General features: G+C 69.4%; 19 protein-coding genes, 1 pseudogene and 1 riboswitch. Of the genes and pseudogenes, 11 read left to right on the top strand and 9 right to left on the bottom strand.

Annotated features, from left to right (window positions below; all coding sequences use genetic code 11):
* Positions 1-73 precede the first annotated feature (73 nt).
* The 4 genes and pseudogenes from ribB to C5C17_RS04185 all read right to left on the bottom strand — a co-directional run.
* A pseudogene (gene ribB, locus C5C17_RS04200) lies at positions 74-676 on the bottom strand (3,4-dihydroxy-2-butanone-4-phosphate synthase); the annotation flags it as partial.
* On the bottom strand, positions 673-1,779 hold the full coding sequence (ribD, locus tag C5C17_RS04195; protein ID WP_104252114.1) for a bifunctional diaminohydroxyphosphoribosylaminopyrimidine deaminase/5-amino-6-(5-phosphoribosylamino)uracil reductase RibD: 1,107 nt from the start codon (positions 1,777-1,779) through the stop codon (positions 673-675). The gene ribD and the pseudogene ribB, both read right to left, overlap by 4 nt.
* Positions 1,780-1,888: 109 nt before the next feature.
* A riboswitch (FMN riboswitch) is annotated at positions 1,889-2,013 on the bottom strand.
* An 87-nt stretch (positions 2,014-2,100) separates the two neighbouring features.
* Positions 2,101-2,880: a PIG-L deacetylase family protein gene (locus C5C17_RS04190; protein ID WP_104252113.1), complete on the bottom strand. Its 780-nt coding sequence runs from the start codon at positions 2,878-2,880 to the stop codon at positions 2,101-2,103.
* Positions 2,873-4,135 carry a glycosyltransferase gene (locus C5C17_RS04185; RefSeq protein WP_104252112.1) on the bottom strand — a complete coding sequence of 421 codons (1,263 nt, stop codon included), beginning with the start codon at positions 4,133-4,135 and terminating at the stop codon, positions 2,873-2,875. The genes C5C17_RS04190 and C5C17_RS04185 overlap by 8 nt, the downstream gene beginning before the upstream one ends.
* A 203-nt stretch (positions 4,136-4,338) precedes the next feature.
* Here C5C17_RS04185 and C5C17_RS04180 point away from each other — a divergent pair, with 203 nt between their 5' ends.
* The 3 genes from C5C17_RS04180 to C5C17_RS04170 all read left to right on the top strand — a co-directional run bounded on the left by C5C17_RS04180 (position 4,339) and on the right by C5C17_RS04170 (position 5,903).
* Positions 4,339-4,752, top strand: a complete 414-nt coding sequence (locus tag C5C17_RS04180) for a CBS domain-containing protein (RefSeq protein ID WP_104252111.1) — start codon at positions 4,339-4,341, stop codon at positions 4,750-4,752.
* Positions 4,749-4,976, top strand: a complete 228-nt coding sequence (locus tag C5C17_RS18515; RefSeq protein WP_181028479.1) for a hypothetical protein — start codon at positions 4,749-4,751, stop codon at positions 4,974-4,976. Before C5C17_RS04180 ends, C5C17_RS18515 begins: the two co-directional genes overlap by 4 nt.
* 423 nt (positions 4,977-5,399) lie before the next feature.
* Positions 5,400-5,903, top strand: coding sequence for a DUF421 domain-containing protein (locus tag C5C17_RS04170; protein ID WP_104252110.1), 504 nt, complete (start codon positions 5,400-5,402; stop codon positions 5,901-5,903).
* Positions 5,904-5,966: 63 nt separating this feature from the next.
* Here C5C17_RS04170 and C5C17_RS04165 read toward each other — a convergent pair whose 3' ends face one another.
* Positions 5,967-6,440: a DUF2795 domain-containing protein gene (locus C5C17_RS04165; protein ID WP_104252109.1), complete on the bottom strand. Its 474-nt coding sequence runs from the start codon at positions 6,438-6,440 to the stop codon at positions 5,967-5,969.
* A 207-nt stretch (positions 6,441-6,647) separates the two neighbouring features.
* Here C5C17_RS04165 and C5C17_RS04160 point away from each other — a divergent pair, with 207 nt between their 5' ends.
* Both C5C17_RS04160 and C5C17_RS04155 read left to right on the top strand, forming a co-directional pair.
* Entirely contained in the window at positions 6,648-7,037 is a 390-nt protein-coding gene (locus C5C17_RS04160; protein ID WP_258065906.1) for an ATP-dependent DNA ligase, read from the top strand.
* 86 nt (positions 7,038-7,123) lie between these two features.
* Entirely contained in the window at positions 7,124-7,531 is a 408-nt protein-coding gene (locus tag C5C17_RS04155) for an ATP-dependent DNA ligase (protein ID WP_104252107.1), read from the top strand.
* Here the strand turns inward: C5C17_RS04155 and C5C17_RS04150 are convergent.
* On the bottom strand, positions 7,513-7,770 hold the full coding sequence (locus C5C17_RS04150) for a hypothetical protein (RefSeq protein WP_104252106.1): 258 nt from the start codon (positions 7,768-7,770) through the stop codon (positions 7,513-7,515). The genes C5C17_RS04155 and C5C17_RS04150 overlap by 19 nt on opposite strands.
* Before the next feature lie 166 nt (positions 7,771-7,936).
* Between C5C17_RS04150 and C5C17_RS04145 the strand changes: the two genes are divergently transcribed.
* The 5 genes from C5C17_RS04145 (at position 7,937) to C5C17_RS04125 (ending at position 11,624) form a co-directional block, all read left to right on the top strand.
* Positions 7,937-8,644 (top strand): GAF and ANTAR domain-containing protein, encoded by a 708-nt coding sequence (locus C5C17_RS04145; RefSeq protein WP_104252105.1) that lies wholly within the window; start codon positions 7,937-7,939, stop codon positions 8,642-8,644.
* Positions 8,641-9,354, top strand: a complete 714-nt coding sequence (locus tag C5C17_RS04140; RefSeq protein WP_258065905.1) for a GAF and ANTAR domain-containing protein — start codon at positions 8,641-8,643, stop codon at positions 9,352-9,354. Before C5C17_RS04145 ends, C5C17_RS04140 begins: the two co-directional genes overlap by 4 nt.
* A 167-nt stretch (positions 9,355-9,521) precedes the next feature.
* Positions 9,522-9,782, top strand: a complete 261-nt coding sequence (locus C5C17_RS04135) for a hypothetical protein (RefSeq protein ID WP_104252104.1) — start codon at positions 9,522-9,524, stop codon at positions 9,780-9,782.
* A gap of 73 nt (positions 9,783-9,855) precedes the next feature.
* The gene (locus C5C17_RS04130) at positions 9,856-11,238 is read left to right on the top strand and encodes a cytochrome P450 (protein ID WP_104252103.1); all 1,383 of its coding nucleotides are present in this window, start codon (positions 9,856-9,858) and stop codon (positions 11,236-11,238) included.
* Between the two features lie 122 nt (positions 11,239-11,360).
* Positions 11,361-11,624, top strand: a complete 264-nt coding sequence (locus C5C17_RS04125) for a hypothetical protein (protein ID WP_104252102.1) — start codon at positions 11,361-11,363, stop codon at positions 11,622-11,624.
* 22 nt (positions 11,625-11,646) lie between these two features.
* On the opposite strand, the gene C5C17_RS04120 is transcribed toward C5C17_RS04125, so the two are convergent.
* The 3 genes from C5C17_RS04120 to C5C17_RS04110 form a co-directional block, all read right to left on the bottom strand.
* Positions 11,647-11,988 (bottom strand): ATP-dependent DNA ligase, encoded by a 342-nt coding sequence (locus C5C17_RS04120; RefSeq protein ID WP_104252101.1) that lies wholly within the window; start codon positions 11,986-11,988, stop codon positions 11,647-11,649.
* 88 nt (positions 11,989-12,076) lie between these two features.
* Positions 12,077-12,754, bottom strand: coding sequence for a DUF6766 family protein (locus C5C17_RS04115; protein ID WP_104252100.1), 678 nt, complete (start codon positions 12,752-12,754; stop codon positions 12,077-12,079).
* 150 nt (positions 12,755-12,904) lie between these two features.
* Positions 12,905-13,792 carry an SDR family oxidoreductase gene (locus tag C5C17_RS04110; RefSeq protein ID WP_104252099.1) on the bottom strand — a complete coding sequence of 296 codons (888 nt, stop codon included), beginning with the start codon at positions 13,790-13,792 and terminating at the stop codon, positions 12,905-12,907.
* 171 nt (positions 13,793-13,963) lie between these two features.
* On the opposite strand from C5C17_RS04110, the gene C5C17_RS04105 reads away from it, so the two are divergent.
* Positions 13,964-14,956, top strand: a complete 993-nt coding sequence (locus tag C5C17_RS04105; RefSeq protein ID WP_104252098.1) for a cation diffusion facilitator family transporter — start codon at positions 13,964-13,966, stop codon at positions 14,954-14,956.
* Positions 14,957-14,968: the final 12 nt, after the last annotated feature.

Below are 14,968 nucleotides of genomic sequence, written 5' to 3'. Positions count from 1 at the left end.
GCGCCGCCGTGGCGCGTGTGCTCGTTTCGTGGTGGTGCTGGCTCTGCGTGCCGGTCAGGGCCGGGAAGCCCGGGTGCCGCATCCGGTAGCCGACGATGTCGTCGACGTGCAGCAGCACGAGGTCGTGCGCCGATGCGAGCGCGCCTGCCTCGGCGTACGAGAGCATCTCGCCGTCGTCGCGCACGAGCTCCGCGATGACGCCGACCTCGCCTGCACCGGCCAGGCGCACGAGGTCGACGGCCGCTTCCGTGTGCCCCGGTCGCTCGAGCACGCCGCCGTCGACGGCGCGCAGCGGCAGCACGTGCCCGGGGCGGATGAGGTCGCGCGGCGTCGAACCGGCGGCCGCGAGCGCGCGCACGGTCGTCGCGCGGTCGCTTGCCGAGATGCCGGTCGTCACGCCAGCGGCCGCATCCACGGTGACCGTGTAGGCGGTGCCGCGCGCATCCTCGCTGCGTTCGACCATGAGCGGCAGTTCGAGCCGATCGGCGAGGTGGCCGGGCAGCGGCGCGCACAGGAGTCCGGACGAGTGGCGGATGATCCACCCCACCCACTCGGGCGTCGCCGTGGTGGCGGCGAGGATCGCGTCGACCTCGTTCTCGCGCGAGGCGTCGTCGGCGACGAGTACCGGCCGCCCGGCCCGCAGCGCTTCGAGCGCGCGGGCGAGCTGGGCGCTCATGCTGCGACTCCCTCGGCGGAGAAGGCGCGGTCGTGCTCCGCGTTCGCGCGCGTGTCCCGAACGAGGTGGATGAGCGTGTCGACGCCGAGCGCACGCACGGACTCGGTGGCCCATCGGCTCGCGTCGCGCAGACGTCCGATGTCGAGCGACGCGACGGAGCTCGCGCCGTCGCCCAGGAGGATCGGCGCGACGTAGGCGTCGATCTCGTCGACGAGACCCGCTCGCAGGAACGCCGCCGAGATGGTCGGTCCGCCCTCGACGATCGCGTGGCGGACGCCGAGCAGGCGCAGCTCCTCGAGTGCGGTGACCGGGTCGTGGGTCCTCAGGTGGACGAACAGCTCGGGGTCCGCGCGAACGGCGGCGTCTGCGGCCACGTCCCGCAGCCCCATCACGACGCGGAGAGGTTGCGGCGCATAGCCGGCCGCGGGCCCGCGGACGGAGAGCGTCGGGTCATCGGAGCTCTGCGTGCCCGTGCCGACGAGGATCGCGCACGCCTCGCTGCGCCGCTGGTGCGCATGCAGCCTCGCGGCTTCCGAGGTGATCCACCGGCTCGACCCGTCTGCGGCGGCGATCCGCCCGTCGAGGGTGGACGCGAGCTTGAGCGTCACGAACGGCCGACGCTGGGCGACGGCGGTGAGCCAGACGCGCAGGAGCGCCTCCCCTTCGGCAGCCCGGAGCCCTCCGAGCGCGTGCACCCCGCGCGTGCGCAGACGTGCCGCTCCCCCGGCCGCGACCGGGTTCGGGTCGGCGACCGAGTAGACGACCTCAGCGACGCCGGCGCCGAGCAGGGCCTCCGCGCACGACGGCGTCCGCCCGGTGTGGGAGCACGGTTCGAGCGTCACGACGGCCGTCGCACCCCGCACCTCCGCGCCGGCAGACCGGGCGTCGTCGAGCGCGGCGGCCTCCGCGTGCGGGGTGCCGGCCCCTCGGTGGAAGCCGCGTCCCAGGATGCGGCGCGGGCCGCCGCCCGGAGACGGCGGTGCGAGCAGCACGCACCCGACCCTCGGGTTCGGGTCTCTCAGTGGCCCGCGGGCCGCGAGGGAGAGCGCCAGTTGCATGGCGGCGTCGACAGACTCGACGCGGTTGGATTCTTGGATCGGCATCGCCGGTGACCTCCGCATTTCGCGTGCCACGGGGCCATATCCCGGTGCCGGCGCAGCCGGAGATTCCGGCAGCCGACGCCAACGAAGGCCCTCGCCGAAACGAGCGCCTCCCATGCACCTACCATCCGGACTTTAACCGTCGGTCCCAGAATTTCACTGAGTCAACCGCTCGCGGACGAGCGGGTCGCGGACTCTCACCGCCGGTTCGGACTTTCACCGACCCCGGAGCATGTTGCACGGCGAGCCTAGACGAGCCGGCCATCGGAAGACAGCGTGTGACGCCCGGAAACCGACTTCGTCGCCATATTTCAGGAACGCGGCCTACGCGACCACTTCGCGCAGGCCGATCGCGAGGTGCACGTCCTGGCGCTGACCGCCGGAGTGCACCAGCGCGGAACCGTCATCGTCGACCGTGAGCTGCGTGCGGTGGCTGCGCAGGGCCGCGACGACGGCGGCGCGGTGCTGCTCGAGGTCGAACCATTCGAGGTCGCCGATCTCGGCCGCGAGATCACGTTCGCTCTGCTCGACGAGCTCGGCGAACCGGACGCCGGCACCCTGCGCGGCGGCGAGGCTCGCTTCCCGAGCTCGAACGTGGTCGGGGTGCCCGTAGCCGCCCGTCGCGTCGTAGCTGATGACGAGATCCGGCTCGTCGTGCGCGATGACGGCGGCGAGGTCGGCCGTCACCTCCTCGATCGGGGCCACGCTGAACGCCCGCAGGTCGGTGTCGTCGGCGGGACCCGCGAGACCTGGCCGCAGCCAGCGCATCCCGGAGTCGCGGTACTCGCGCGCCTCGAGGCCCGCTGCCCGTGCGGGCGGCGTTCCGAGCCACCGGTGGTGGTCGATGCCAAGCGCATCGAGGGATCCGCGCAGCTCGCGCTCGCGCACGTCTGCGAGGTCCGCGACCGACGTGTCGGCGGGAAGGACGCCCGCGACGATCTCACCGAGCTCACCCCGCGTGCAGGTCACGAGCGTCACCTTGGTGCCGCGCTCGTGCAGCTCGCGGAGCAAGGCGCCGCCCGCGAGGGCTTCGTCGTCGGGATGCGCGTGCACGATGAGGACGTGGCGCACGGAGTCGAGCAGGCTCGCGCGCCGCTCAGGCATGTGTTGGTCCCGGCTCTGCGCGGGCGACCAGCTGGCGGAACACGGCCAGGAGCCCTTCGGCGCTGAGGTCCCACGAGTGGGCGAGCGCGTGCTCGCGCGCGGCTACGCTCATGCGCTCGGCACGCGCCGGGTCGCGCAGGATGCCCGCGATGGCAGCCGCCCAGTCCGCAGGGTCGCGGGTCTCGAGCAACGTGCCGGTGACGCCGTCGACAACGGCTTCGCGAAGCCCGCCAGCGGCGGAGGCCACAACCGGCACTCCCGAGGCTGCGGCTTCGAGCGCGACCAGACCGTACGTCTCGGAGTGCGAGGGGATCAGCACGACGTCGACGAGCCGCAGCTGGGCGGCGAGCGCGTGCCTGCTGAGCGAGCCGATGTACTGCACGTGCTCGGCGAGCCCGTGCCGCGCGACCGCCTCGTGCAGCTTCGCTTCGTAGGCGCGCCCGTCGTCGTCCGGAGGGGCGGCGCCCACGAGCACGTAGTCGGGGCGCACGTCGTCGTCGATCTCGGCGATCGCGTCGAGCGCCAGGTCGAAGCCCTTGAGCGGATGCAGGCGACCGGCGGACAGGGCGCGCTTGGGTCGCGACTCCCGGGCGGCTGGCTCTGCCCGCGCGTCCCGGGCCGGGAAGAAGAGGTCGGCGTCGACGCCGGGCGGCACGATGTGGGTGATCGCTGGGTTGCCGCCGAGCCTCGAGAGGACGGTGTCGCGCTCCGCTCTGCTCACGACGACGATGGCGTCGGCCGACTTCGCGAGCATCGCTTCGCCGGCGAGGCGGCCTGGCGACTCGGCGCGCTCCCCGTCGGCGAGCGGCGTCGAGCTGCCGGCGGCGATGGAGTGGAAGCTCTGCGCGATCGGGATGCCCAGCTCGCGTGCGACGGGGAGCGCGGCGACGCCGGAGAACCAGTGCTGGGCGTGGAGCACGTCGACGGACAGCTCGACGAGGAGGACGGCCAGCGCATCCCGAAACTCGTCGATGACGTGCTCGTGCTCGCCTTTCGAGATGAGCCGCGCGGGGCCGGCGTCGAGGTTGTGGAGGCGCAGGTTCTCGCGGAGCTGCACGGTAGGTTCCGCGTCGGGGTCGCTGCGCCTCGTGATGAGCTCGATCTGGTGGCCGCGGTCCGCGAGCGCCTCCGCCTGCGCCAGCACCACGACGTTCATGCCACCCGCGTCCTTGGTGCCCGGCTCGTCGAGGGGGGAGGTGTGGAGCACGACAAACGCGATGCGGAGGGGGCGCTCATCGGGGAGGACGTCAGGCATGCCTTTGACCGTAGGCGCAGCGGCCCCGCTTCGCCATTCGGGATGCTCCGCGTTACGAGTCAGCGTGCACTCACCCCCTCGGCAGAGGCCGCCGCGCTTCTGCTCCCCGCGCATGTCAACCGGTCGAAGCTGAGAGTTCAGGCTCGTAGCGTCGAGAAGACCACACACGGTGGCAAACCACACAGGGAAGGAAGGTGAGGGAGATGACGCTCGCTCGTGAACTGATGACCAGGACCCCGAAGTGCGTCGGGGAGAACGACACGCTTGCCGAGGCCGCGCGTCTGCTGCGGGACCTCGATGTCGGCTCATTGCCGATCTGCGGAGAGGACCAGCGGCTCAAGGGCATGCTGACCGATCGCGACATCGTGGTGAAGTGCATCGCCGAGGGCGGTGACCCGAGCGCGACCAGGGCCGGAGACCTCGCGGAAGGAAAGCCGGTGACGATCGGCGCGGACGACGATGCAAGGGAGGCCCTCCAGGTGATGCAGGAGCACCAGGTTCGGCGTCTGCCCGTCATCGACGGTCACGATCTGGTCGGCATCATCAGCCAGGCGGATGTGGCCCGAGCGCTCTCCGCGGAGGAGACCGGTGAGACGGTCGAGGAGATCTCCTCGTGAGCAGCCACCTGCTCGACCCCAGCACGCCGGACGAGGAGGATGCGGCCGCGGCTGAGGGGACACTCGATCCAGCGACGACCGATCTGAGCGAGGTCGCGGAGTCGGTCGCCGGGCGCGGGGAGCCCAATCTCTCCGATATCGGTGAACCCACCCCGGCCGCTGATCCACGTCAGGGGCAGGACCTCGGGCTCGAGCCGCGCACCGCGGAGACCGCTGGTGAGTGATCCGCGGAACGATGCGAAGACGCAGGACGGCGCCGACCTCATCCGTCGGTGCCTCGAGGCGTGCTCGGACTGCGCGCTGGCCTGCTCGGCTTGCGCGGGAGCGTGCCTCACGGAGGATCGGGTCGCCGATCTCGCACCCTGCATCCGATCTGACCTCGACTGCGCGGAACTCTGCACCGTGACGGGGTCCGTGCTCGCCCGCCGGGCGGATGGAGACACGCGCGGTCTTCGCGCGCTCGTCGAGGCCTGCCGCCAGGCGTGCCTAAGCTGCGCTGAGGAGTGCGAGAAGCACGCGCGCATGCACGATCACTGCCGCGTCTGCGCAGAGGCGTGTCGTCGCTGCGTGGCCGCCTGCGATGACCTCCTGGCAACGCTCCAGTAGACCCCGGAGGGGTCGGATCCGACCCCGGGAGGACGGAGAATATGTGGTTCGACAGCTGGTATGACCTCGCCCGCATCGCGCTGGTCGGCACGGCGAGCTACGTCACGCTCATCGTGCTCATCAGGGTTTCCGGCAAGCGGACGCTGACACAGCTGAGCGCGTTCGACCTCGTCGTGACGGTCTCGCTGGGTTCGGTCCTGGCGACCGTGCTGCTCACTGCGGATGTGTCGTTCCTCGAGGGTGTCGTGGCGCTGCTGCTCCTGCTGCTCCTGCAAGTGCTCATGGCGTGGGCGGTCGCCCGGTCCCGTACCGCGCAGCGTGTCATCACGGCCCCGCCGACGCTGCTGCTGCGCGACGGCCGCGTCGATGACGAGGCGCTCCGGCGCGCCCGCGTCTCGCGCGGCGACCTCGAGCAGGCGGTTCGGCAGAGCGGTGAAGGCGACCTCGGTCAGATCGCCGCAGTCGTGCTCGAGAGCAGCGGCAGCCTGAGCATCATCACGAAGAGCAAGATCGGTGACGGCTCCAGCATGCCCAAGTCCTGGTAACTGCTGGGCCGGCGACGGTGCCTGTCCTGAGGGCGACCGCGGGGCGGGCACCGTCGCCTCGTGTCAGAGGTGCAGACAGCGGCACACGGCGTGGCAGCCGTCGAAGGACCGGCCCCGTGCGTTGCGCAGCACGTCGATGGCTGGCGGCGATAGATGGCGACGCACGGCCTCACGCAGCAGGTCGTCGCCCGAGGCTGGGTACTCGATCTGCCAGAGGAGCTCTCGGATCTCGCTGCGCAGTGGCGCTTCGACGAACGACTCTCTGATGTCTATGATCCCGGCGAGCGCAGTCTCGGATGTCGAGCCGGCGGCGGCTGGATGCTGGTTGGTTTCCATGAGGACCTCCCTGTCCGTCTGCTTCCAGCGTCCCGCATCCGGATCACCGGAGGCAGTGGTAGCGCGCATCGAGGGAACGTGGTAGCGGATCCAGTGTCGAGCTCGCTTGGCGAGCTGCCAGGCGGCGCAGCCCGCGGCGCACGCCCAGAGCACCGCGAACTGGATGAGGGTCACGACCCCCGTTAACTCGAGAACCGTCATCGATCACCACCTCCTCGGACTCGGCACCCAGCGAACCTAGAGGGGGACGGAGGAACCTGAAACGGCTTGCGCCAGCGTTGCCGTGCCGCTAGTGATCGCGACGGCTCGCCGGTAGCCGACCGTCTGGGTGCCCCCGCCTCTAGCGCGAATCGGAGCCGGAGGGAATCCTCGCGTCTCTGTTCGGCGCGCTTCCTAGGCTGGATGCACGTGCCACACACACACGCCGACCGGAAAGGCAGCACGATGGGAACCCTCACGTACGCGTCCTTGCACCTGGAGTTCGAGGACCGACTCCTCCAGCATCTGCAGATCGTGATCATCCAGAAGTTCCGTCGCCACGAGGCGTTTCTCATGTCGTGGAAGGAGTCCGCGAGCGCGGGTGATGGGAGGGCGGCGATCTGGCTCACGCCGAACGTCCCGATCTCCTTCAAGTTCTACGGCAGCAAGGCACCGTCGGTGAACCGCGACTGGCTGTCGTCGCTCGGGCGGTCCGCGGACAGCTCGACGGGCCTTATCGTCACCGGGGAGGACGGCGAGCTCGCGCTGGCGTCCCCCGACAGCGGGCAACCAGGAACCGCCCACCACAAGTGGCCTTAGCACAACTCGCCAGCGATCTCTACCCCTCGAATTTTCAACTCGGCCTCGGGACGCTACTAGAAGGCCACGAAGATCGGGGGACCGCGATGGGATATCTGTACTACGGGGCTGATGCCCACGCGATCGAGATCGAAGACCGGCCTCTGGCGCACCTGCGCGTGGCCATCTTGAGCCTGCTCCGCGCGGGACGCAGCGTCGCCTTCACCTGCCCGCGGTCGAAAGACCTCGGCGGTGGACGCGAGTCGATCTGGATCACGCCGCAGACCGACCTGCGGTTCCGATTCCGCGGCAGCCGTGCACCGAACCTCAACGAGCACTGGGTGCGTGCCATCATCGCGACGAACGACTCAGCCGCGGGGTTGCATCTGGTTCCCGAATGCACGCAGTCCAACGAGCCGGTCCCCTATCAGCCGGCGGCTCGGCAGAGCGCGCCACCGCCGGAATCGAAACTCGAGCATCGGGCAGCGCACGAGCGTCAGCTCTCGAAGTCGTAGAAGGAGATGTCCGCGAACGGCGCGCCATCATCCTCCTCGGCGGCGACGACCGGCACCTCTCGGACACTCACGGACGAGGCAGTGGTGATGAGCTCCCACCGCTTGAGACGCCCGCGCGCCGGGAACCGAACCAGGTCCCCTCCCTGCCTGACCGCATCCACGATCATGTGCTGCAACGTCGGCATCGCGTCATCCTCGACATAGTGCGCACGGTCATCAACCGTCACTAGGAATGGCATGTCCACCTCCGCCGGGAAAAGATGTCTCCGTCAAGTGAACGCCCTCGCGGGCCAGGAATCTGGGCCTGGATCGACGCGAAGTCATGTGCTAGCGAAGACGCCCCGACAAGCTGGTGATCTCCCCTAGGATTGTTCCGAGCTTTTCGAGACTGAGAACGGAATCAACATGGCACGAGACGCTTACGACGCGGCAGTGCAGACGCTGCAGGCGCCGCTCGATTCTGTCGATGGCGTGGCTGACTCCCTCGTCGGGCTGTTCCCCGTCTCGGGCGCGGCCGTCTCCACGATCGGCGAGCTGCTCGGCAACCAGACGGTCTCTGCGTCGAACGAGGTCGCCGCACGGCTGGATGAGCTGCAGTTCGACCTCGGCGAGGGACCATGCTGGGACACCCTCGCCACAGGGCGCCCTGTTCTCGAGCCGAATCTCCGAGAGCTGCCAGACACCCGCTGGCCGGCGTTCGGCCCGGCCATCCCCCGCGACAAGGTGGGAGCTCTCTTCGCGTTCCCGATGCTGGTCGGCCCGCTGCGGGTCGGGGCCATCGACCTCTACGCCGCCGCCCCGATCGGCTTCGAGCCGCTCCAGACGCGTCAGGCCACTCACCTCGCCTCGCTCGTCGCGCGCAACGTCCTCCGCCTCGCGCTCGCCTCCTCGGGCGACGACCCCCAACCGGAGGGCAAGCACTCGCGTCGCAAGATCCATCAGGCGACCGGGATGGTGCTGGCGCAGCTCGAGACGACCGCGGACGAGGCGACCCTCGTCATCCAGGGACACGCCTTCGCGACAGGTCGATCCATGATGGAGGTCGCCGAGGAGATCCTCGCCGGACAGCTGGCGTTCCGAGCGGGGCCGTCCGGAATCGAGGAGCGGCGATGATCCGCGATGCAAGGGACACGCAGCTGCTCGAGACCTTCGCGGTGCTCGCCGACACGCTCGTCGCGGGCTACGACGTCGTGGACCTGCTGCAGACGCTCGTGGACCGCTGCCAGTCGCTGCTGGAGGTGACGGCGGCTGGGATCCTGCTCGCCGACGAGCACGGCGACCTCGAGCTGGTGGTCTCCACGAGCGAGGCGGCGAGCGTCGTCGAGACGATGCAGATCTCCGCGGATGCGGGTCCGTGCATCCAGAGCTTCAGCGAGGGACGCATCGTCGCGATCGAGGACATCCGGGAGGCCCCGGAATCATGGCGAATGTTCAAGGAGAGTGCGCTCGAGCACGGCTACCTGGCCGTGCAGGCGGTTCCGCTGAAGCTGCGGGACACCACGATCGGCACCCTCAACCTGCTGCGCGCGGCGCCCGGTGAGTTCCCGCGCCAGGAGACCGTCGCTGCTCGCGCGCTCGCGGACGTCGCGACCATCGGCATCATCCAGGAGCGCACGATTCGTCACGCCGACACCGTGCGCGAGCAGCTGCAGAACGCGCTGAAGAGCCGCGTCGTGATCGAGCAGGCAAAGGGAGTCGTCGCCTACCGCCGCTCCATCACGCCCGAGGAGGCGTTCGATGTGATCCGCGGATACGCGAGATCGAATCGGCTGTCGCTCTCGCAGGTCGCCGCGCAGCTCGTGGCGCGCACGCTCGACATCTGACCCACCCATTCTCACGTTGAGGGCGTACGCTCTCGGTGTTGGCCCAGACCTCGCCGACGCGCCCCGTGCACTCCGCCGGCGGCGCACGGTCGCCGCCAGCCGCTGAACTCGGACCTTGGCGTCGAGATATGAGACGCCTCCGCCGGGAGGCTGAACCGGGGTCAGCCATGTCCATTCTCATCACCGTCAATCGTGAGCAGTTCGTGCTGCGCGACCCGGACGCGATCACTCGTGTGCGTGCGGAGATCGAGGACGCGGCCCGGTCCGGTGGGCGCATGCTCGTGATCGGCGACACCGCGGACGGCCCCGAGGTCCTCGTGACGCCGTCCACGAACGTGCGCATCGACATCCTGCCGCTCGACTCGCCAGACCCAGGCACGAGCGACGACCGCGACGAGATCGTCTTCGTCGACTTCGACGAGTACTGATCCAGACGGGACGCTCACCTCGCGCGGAGTAGTTCCCCAGCGATCTGCCGAGGGGATTTGCCAGCCTGGATGCATGTCCGAAACCGCACTGGCCACCGACAACCGCTCGACCGGAGATTCCGACGCCCCTGCCTGGCGGGCTGTCCTCGACGACGACTCACTGTCGTTGATGACGAGGGGCTACGGGTTCGGGGCACACATCTGGAGCAGGGCTCGCGCGCAGGCCAGGGCGGTGCCACTGCGGCTCCTCGGCAGGGAAGCCCTGCTGGTGCGCGGCAGCGACGCCGTCCGGCTGTTCTACGACGAAGGCAGCATCGCGCGCCACGGGGCGATGCCCACGTTCGTGCAGGAGTCGCTCTTCGGCCACGGCTCGGTGCACAGCCTCGACGGGGCCGCGCACCGGCACCGGAAGGCGACGTTCCTGCGCGTGGCCTACGACGACGATCGCGTCGAGGAGCTGGTCCCCCACCTCGAGCGCGAGTGGCGAGCGCAGGTGGAGGCCTGGGCCGGCGGCGACCACGACGCATCGGCCTACGACGCGGCGGTGGCCGCGTTCGGCCGGGCATCCATGACCTGGGCGGGCTTGCCGGGCACGGCGGCCGCGAAATCGCGGTGGGCGGCGCGTCTCGCCCAGATCGTCGACGGGTTCGGTGTCCCTTACTCTCCCGAGTTCCTGCTCGCGTTCGGCAATCGGATGTGGTCGGACCGGCACGCTGCACGCCTCGTCGAGGCGGCACGCGCAGGGACGATCCCTGCCCCCTCTGAAACCGCGCTGCACGCGTGGGCCTGGCACGTCGACGAGCGGGGGGAGCTGCTGTCGCCGCGACTGGCGGGGATCGAGCTGCAGAACAGCATCCGCCCGATGATCGCCGTCGCACGCTTCGTGGCCTTCGCCGCGAAGGAGTTGCACGACCGACCCGGTTGGCGCGCGCGGATCGGCGACGAAGCGGCGGCCCGCGGTTCGTTGCATGGCGGCCCGCTTGCCACCGCATTCGCGCAGGAGGTTCGGCGCACCGCGCCTTTCGTACCGTTGCTGCCCGGCTGGGCGCGCCACGACATCGAGCTCGACGGTGCACGCGTTCCGGCTGGTGGACGGCTGCTCCTCGACATCCTCGGCACGAACACCGACGACAGCTCCTGGGAGGACGCTGGTGCTTACCGGCCGGAGCGCTTCCTCGACGTCGACGACTACGAGTCCATCACCGAGTTCATCCCCCACGGTGGGGGCGACGTCGCGGCCGGGCACCGCTGCCCCGGAGAGAAGCTCGCGATCGCGGGCCTCGCGACCGCCATCGCAGCCCTCAGCGACCCCCGCGTCGACATCTCGGGCGTCGGCCTGGAGGTGAACCGGAGGCGACTGCCCACGAAGCCCTCCTCCGGAGGGCTCATCCGCCCGGCTGCGCCATCGAGCCGGTCCAGGTCGGAGCCCGCTGCATCCCGCTGCCCCGTGCACTGATCGTGCGACGGGGCGCCGGATGCATCAGCGCGTCGATCGACCCGCCTTCCCATCCGAACCGCCTGGGGCTCCGAACAACTTCGCAACGCCCCAGCCGAGCGGGGCCGGAAGCGAGGTCACCGATGTCGATTGTGCTCACGGTCAACCATGATCGGTTCGTGATCCATGACGCCGAGTCGATCTCCCGCCTGCACGGCGACATCCGCGCCGCGCTGCGGGCGGGCGGCAGCCTCGTCCCCATCGGCAGCCGGCCGGACAGCCCTGAGGTGCTGATCACGCCAGCCACGCATGTTCGAATCGATGTCCTCAAGGCCGTCCGGGACGCCGAAGACGACCACGGCGCCGACCGCGGCGACGTGGTGTTCATCGACTTCGATCAGTACTGACCCGCCTGTCAGCTCGGGTCGCTCAGCGGAGCGTGCCCGGGTAGGGCGCGTCCGTGCCGACGAGTGCGAGCTTGCCCTCTTCATCCGTCACGAGAAGCCCCGTGCTGCTCTCGGCTGACTCGCCGAGCCGCTTGAGCCACTCGCGATTGATCTCCGGCACCTTGCCGCCTAGGAACTTGAACTGCATGGACGTGTTCGGGGTCAGCCAGATCGCCGAGCGACCGTCGCCGACTGATGGTGAGTCCTTCCAGGACATCAGGAACGACTCGTTGCGACTCAGCTTCTGGACGATCACGATCTGCAGGTGGGTCAGCAGACGGTCGTCGAAGTGGATCGACGTGCTGTCGTAGACGAGCGTGCCCATGGTGTGCTCCTGTCAGCCTGGGGGATGCGTCCAAGGATACGGGCCGCCGCCGGGAACGCCCAGGGCGTGCGCTGGGTGCGCTGAGCAGTCAGTCGGCCTCGACGCTGCTCGTGCGGTGCGGCACGCCGACCGGCTTCGACTCGCTGGAACCCCGCTGGCGCAGGTAGATGGAGAACACCACCATCGCCCCGACCGCGAGGAACTCGGACTGCCAGTTCTGCAGTGATCGATTCCAGAAGTCGGCCGACACCACGTACTCGACCCAGGTCGCGGGAGGCTGGCCGTGCTGCGCACCCTCCTCGTTCGCGACCACACGCCCAGCGATGGACTGCGCCAGCCAGGAGGCCAGGAAGACGCCACCCATGACGAGCAGCAGGGAGTTCGAGTAGACCCACAGCCTGATCCCTCGACTCTTCGCCCACTTCGGCGAGTCGGCTCGGGCGTGTCGGCCGACGGACTGCTCCACGTCGGTGCCGACGCCCTCATCACCCGGCTGCTTCGATTCCGGCGATCCGCGCTGCACGAGCCAGATCGTCGCGAGGATGAAGAGGAAGAACTGCAGGAACTCGGACTGCCAGTTCTCGGCGACGTCCACGATGAAGTCCGAGGAGGACACGTACTCGAGATACCCGACCTTCGCGTCCCCGTGCTGCGCCTGCTGCTCGTTCAGGTATGCGTGACCCGCGATCGACTGGCCCAGGAGGGCCAGGACGAAGAACACGAGGAAGGCGAGGCTGAGCCCCGCATCGCGGATGCCGCGCCGCATGGTCAGCGCCCCACCAGAGGCAGGATCAGCATGGCCGCGAGACCGGAGCCGATGAGCAGCGTCCAGGCCCAGAACACCACCCTGGGCCCCGATACACCGGTCTTCGTGCGCTCGCTCATCGCCTCGCCTTCCCGTTCATCGCTCCGCGTCCTAGAACGCGGGCGTGCCTCCGGCGATCGTGATCGTCGCCCCGCTCGTGTAGCTCGATTCCGGGCTGACCAGGTGCACGTACGCGGCGCCCAGCTCAGCGGGCTGTCCCGGTCGCCCGTACGGGGCCTGCTCGCCGAAGTGCGCCACGGTCTCGCCGTCAGATGAGGCTGGCTGCAGCGGCGTCCAGATCGGGCCCGGCGCGATCGAGTTGACTCGGATGCCCTTCGGCGCGAGCTGCTGCGCCAGTCCAGCGGTGAAGACGCCGATCGCGCCCTTCGTGAGTGCGTAGTCGAGCTTGTCAGGCGACGGCTCGGCGCCCTGGATGGAGCCGGTCGTGACGATGGACGAGCCCGGTTCGAGGTGCGGGAGCGCCGCCTGCGTCAGCCAGAACAGCGAGTAGACGTTGGTCTTCATCGTCTGGTCGATGCTCTCGGTGGTCATGGTGGTGATGTCGCCGTTGCTCTCCTGGTGGCCGGCGACCATGACGAGCGTGTCGAGTCCGCGGAGCTCCGCGACGGCGCGTTCGACGAGGTCACGGCAGAACTGCTCGTCGCTGATGTCGCCCGGCAGGAGCAAGATCTTCCGCCCCTCGCGGACGAGCAGGTCGCGCACTTCCTCCGCATCCGCCTGCTCGCTCGGGAGGTAGTTCAGGGCGAGGTCGGCGCCTTCTCGGCTCAGGGCGATCGCTGCCGCTCGGCCGATGCCCGAGTCACCACCCGTGACGATGCCGCGGAACCCCTTCAGCCGGCCGAGGCCGACGTAGCTCTCCTCGCCGTGGTCCGGTTTGGGGGTCATCTTCCGCGCCAGGCCGGGGAGCTGCTGCTCCTGTTCGGGGAACGGCGGCTTCGGGTAGAGGTCGAGCGGGTTCTTCTTCTCGTAGTGGCTCATGCCCGCGACGCTACGTTCGGGCCGGATACGGCGACAACCGCTTGACCTCCCAGCTTCCTCTCGCCCTTGCACCGTCAGCAACCCACGTCAAGGTCTCCCGACCCGCGGACGCGTTCGTGACACTGATTCGGAGTCGACCAGTGGGTAACGCGTGACGGCGAGGAGATTCCAGTGGGGAGCACGGGCCGCACGGACCTGCCACAGGAGCAGCGAGAGGCGCTGAGGGCCGCGGTTCGCTGGGAGTGGGCGACCATCGGCTTCACTGCCTGCACCATCACGCTCGTCGCGTTCGTCGTGGGCAACTCGCAGGCGATGAAGACCGCCTGGATCGAGGACATGCTCTCCCTCATCCCGCAGTTCGTGTTTCTGATCGCGCTCGTGTTCATCCGGCGCAAGCCGACCCGCACCTTCCCGTTCGGGCTGCATCGGGCAATGGGCATCGGGCATCTCGTCGCCGGTGTCGCTCTCCTTGCCGTCGGCGGCCACCTCGCGGTGGAGTCCGTCCTGGGGTTGGTGAACGCCGAGCATCCCACCATCGGCAGCGTCCAGCTCCTCGGGACCGTCATCTGGCAGGGGTGGCTGATGATCGCCGTCATGGCGGTCATCGTCGTCGGACCGCTCGTCTACGGTCGCGCGAAGGCCAGGCTCGCCCCGAAGCTCCACAACAAGCTGCTCGCGGCGGACGCCGACATGGCGAAAGCCGACTGGCAGACGAACGCCGCGTCGATCCTGGGTGTGCTCGGCATCGGGGTCGGACTCTGGTGGCTCGACGGCGTCGCGGCGCTCTTCATCTCCGCCGGGATCGTCTGGGACGGGGTCAAGAACACGCGGTCCTCGGTGCGCGACCTTCTCGACGAGCAGGCGCGTACCCACGACGATCAGGAACCGCATCCGCTGATGAAGCGGGTGATCCTGCGACTCCAGGACGAAACGTGGGTCGACGAGGTCGGCGTTCGGATGCGCGACCAGGGTCAGGTGTTCCACGTGGAGGCGTTCGTCGTGCCCGTCGACCCACATCCCCCGACCGTGGATGCGCTGCAGGACGTCGCACGGGATCTCGCGCGACTCGACTGGAAGATGCAGGACGTGGTGCTGGTTCCCGTCGCGGGCATCCCGGACGGGGCGCAGACGCTGGCGTCGATCCGAGGGACCGGTCGGACCTGACGCCGCTGCACG

It is taken from the genome of Pseudoclavibacter sp. RFBA6, from assembly GCF_002931575.1.
Lineage (GTDB): Bacteria > Actinomycetota > Actinomycetes > Actinomycetales > Microbacteriaceae > Pseudoclavibacter > Pseudoclavibacter terrae.
Note: the sequence above shows the minus strand (reverse complement) of the source record. Positions and strands in the feature narration are given on the sequence as shown.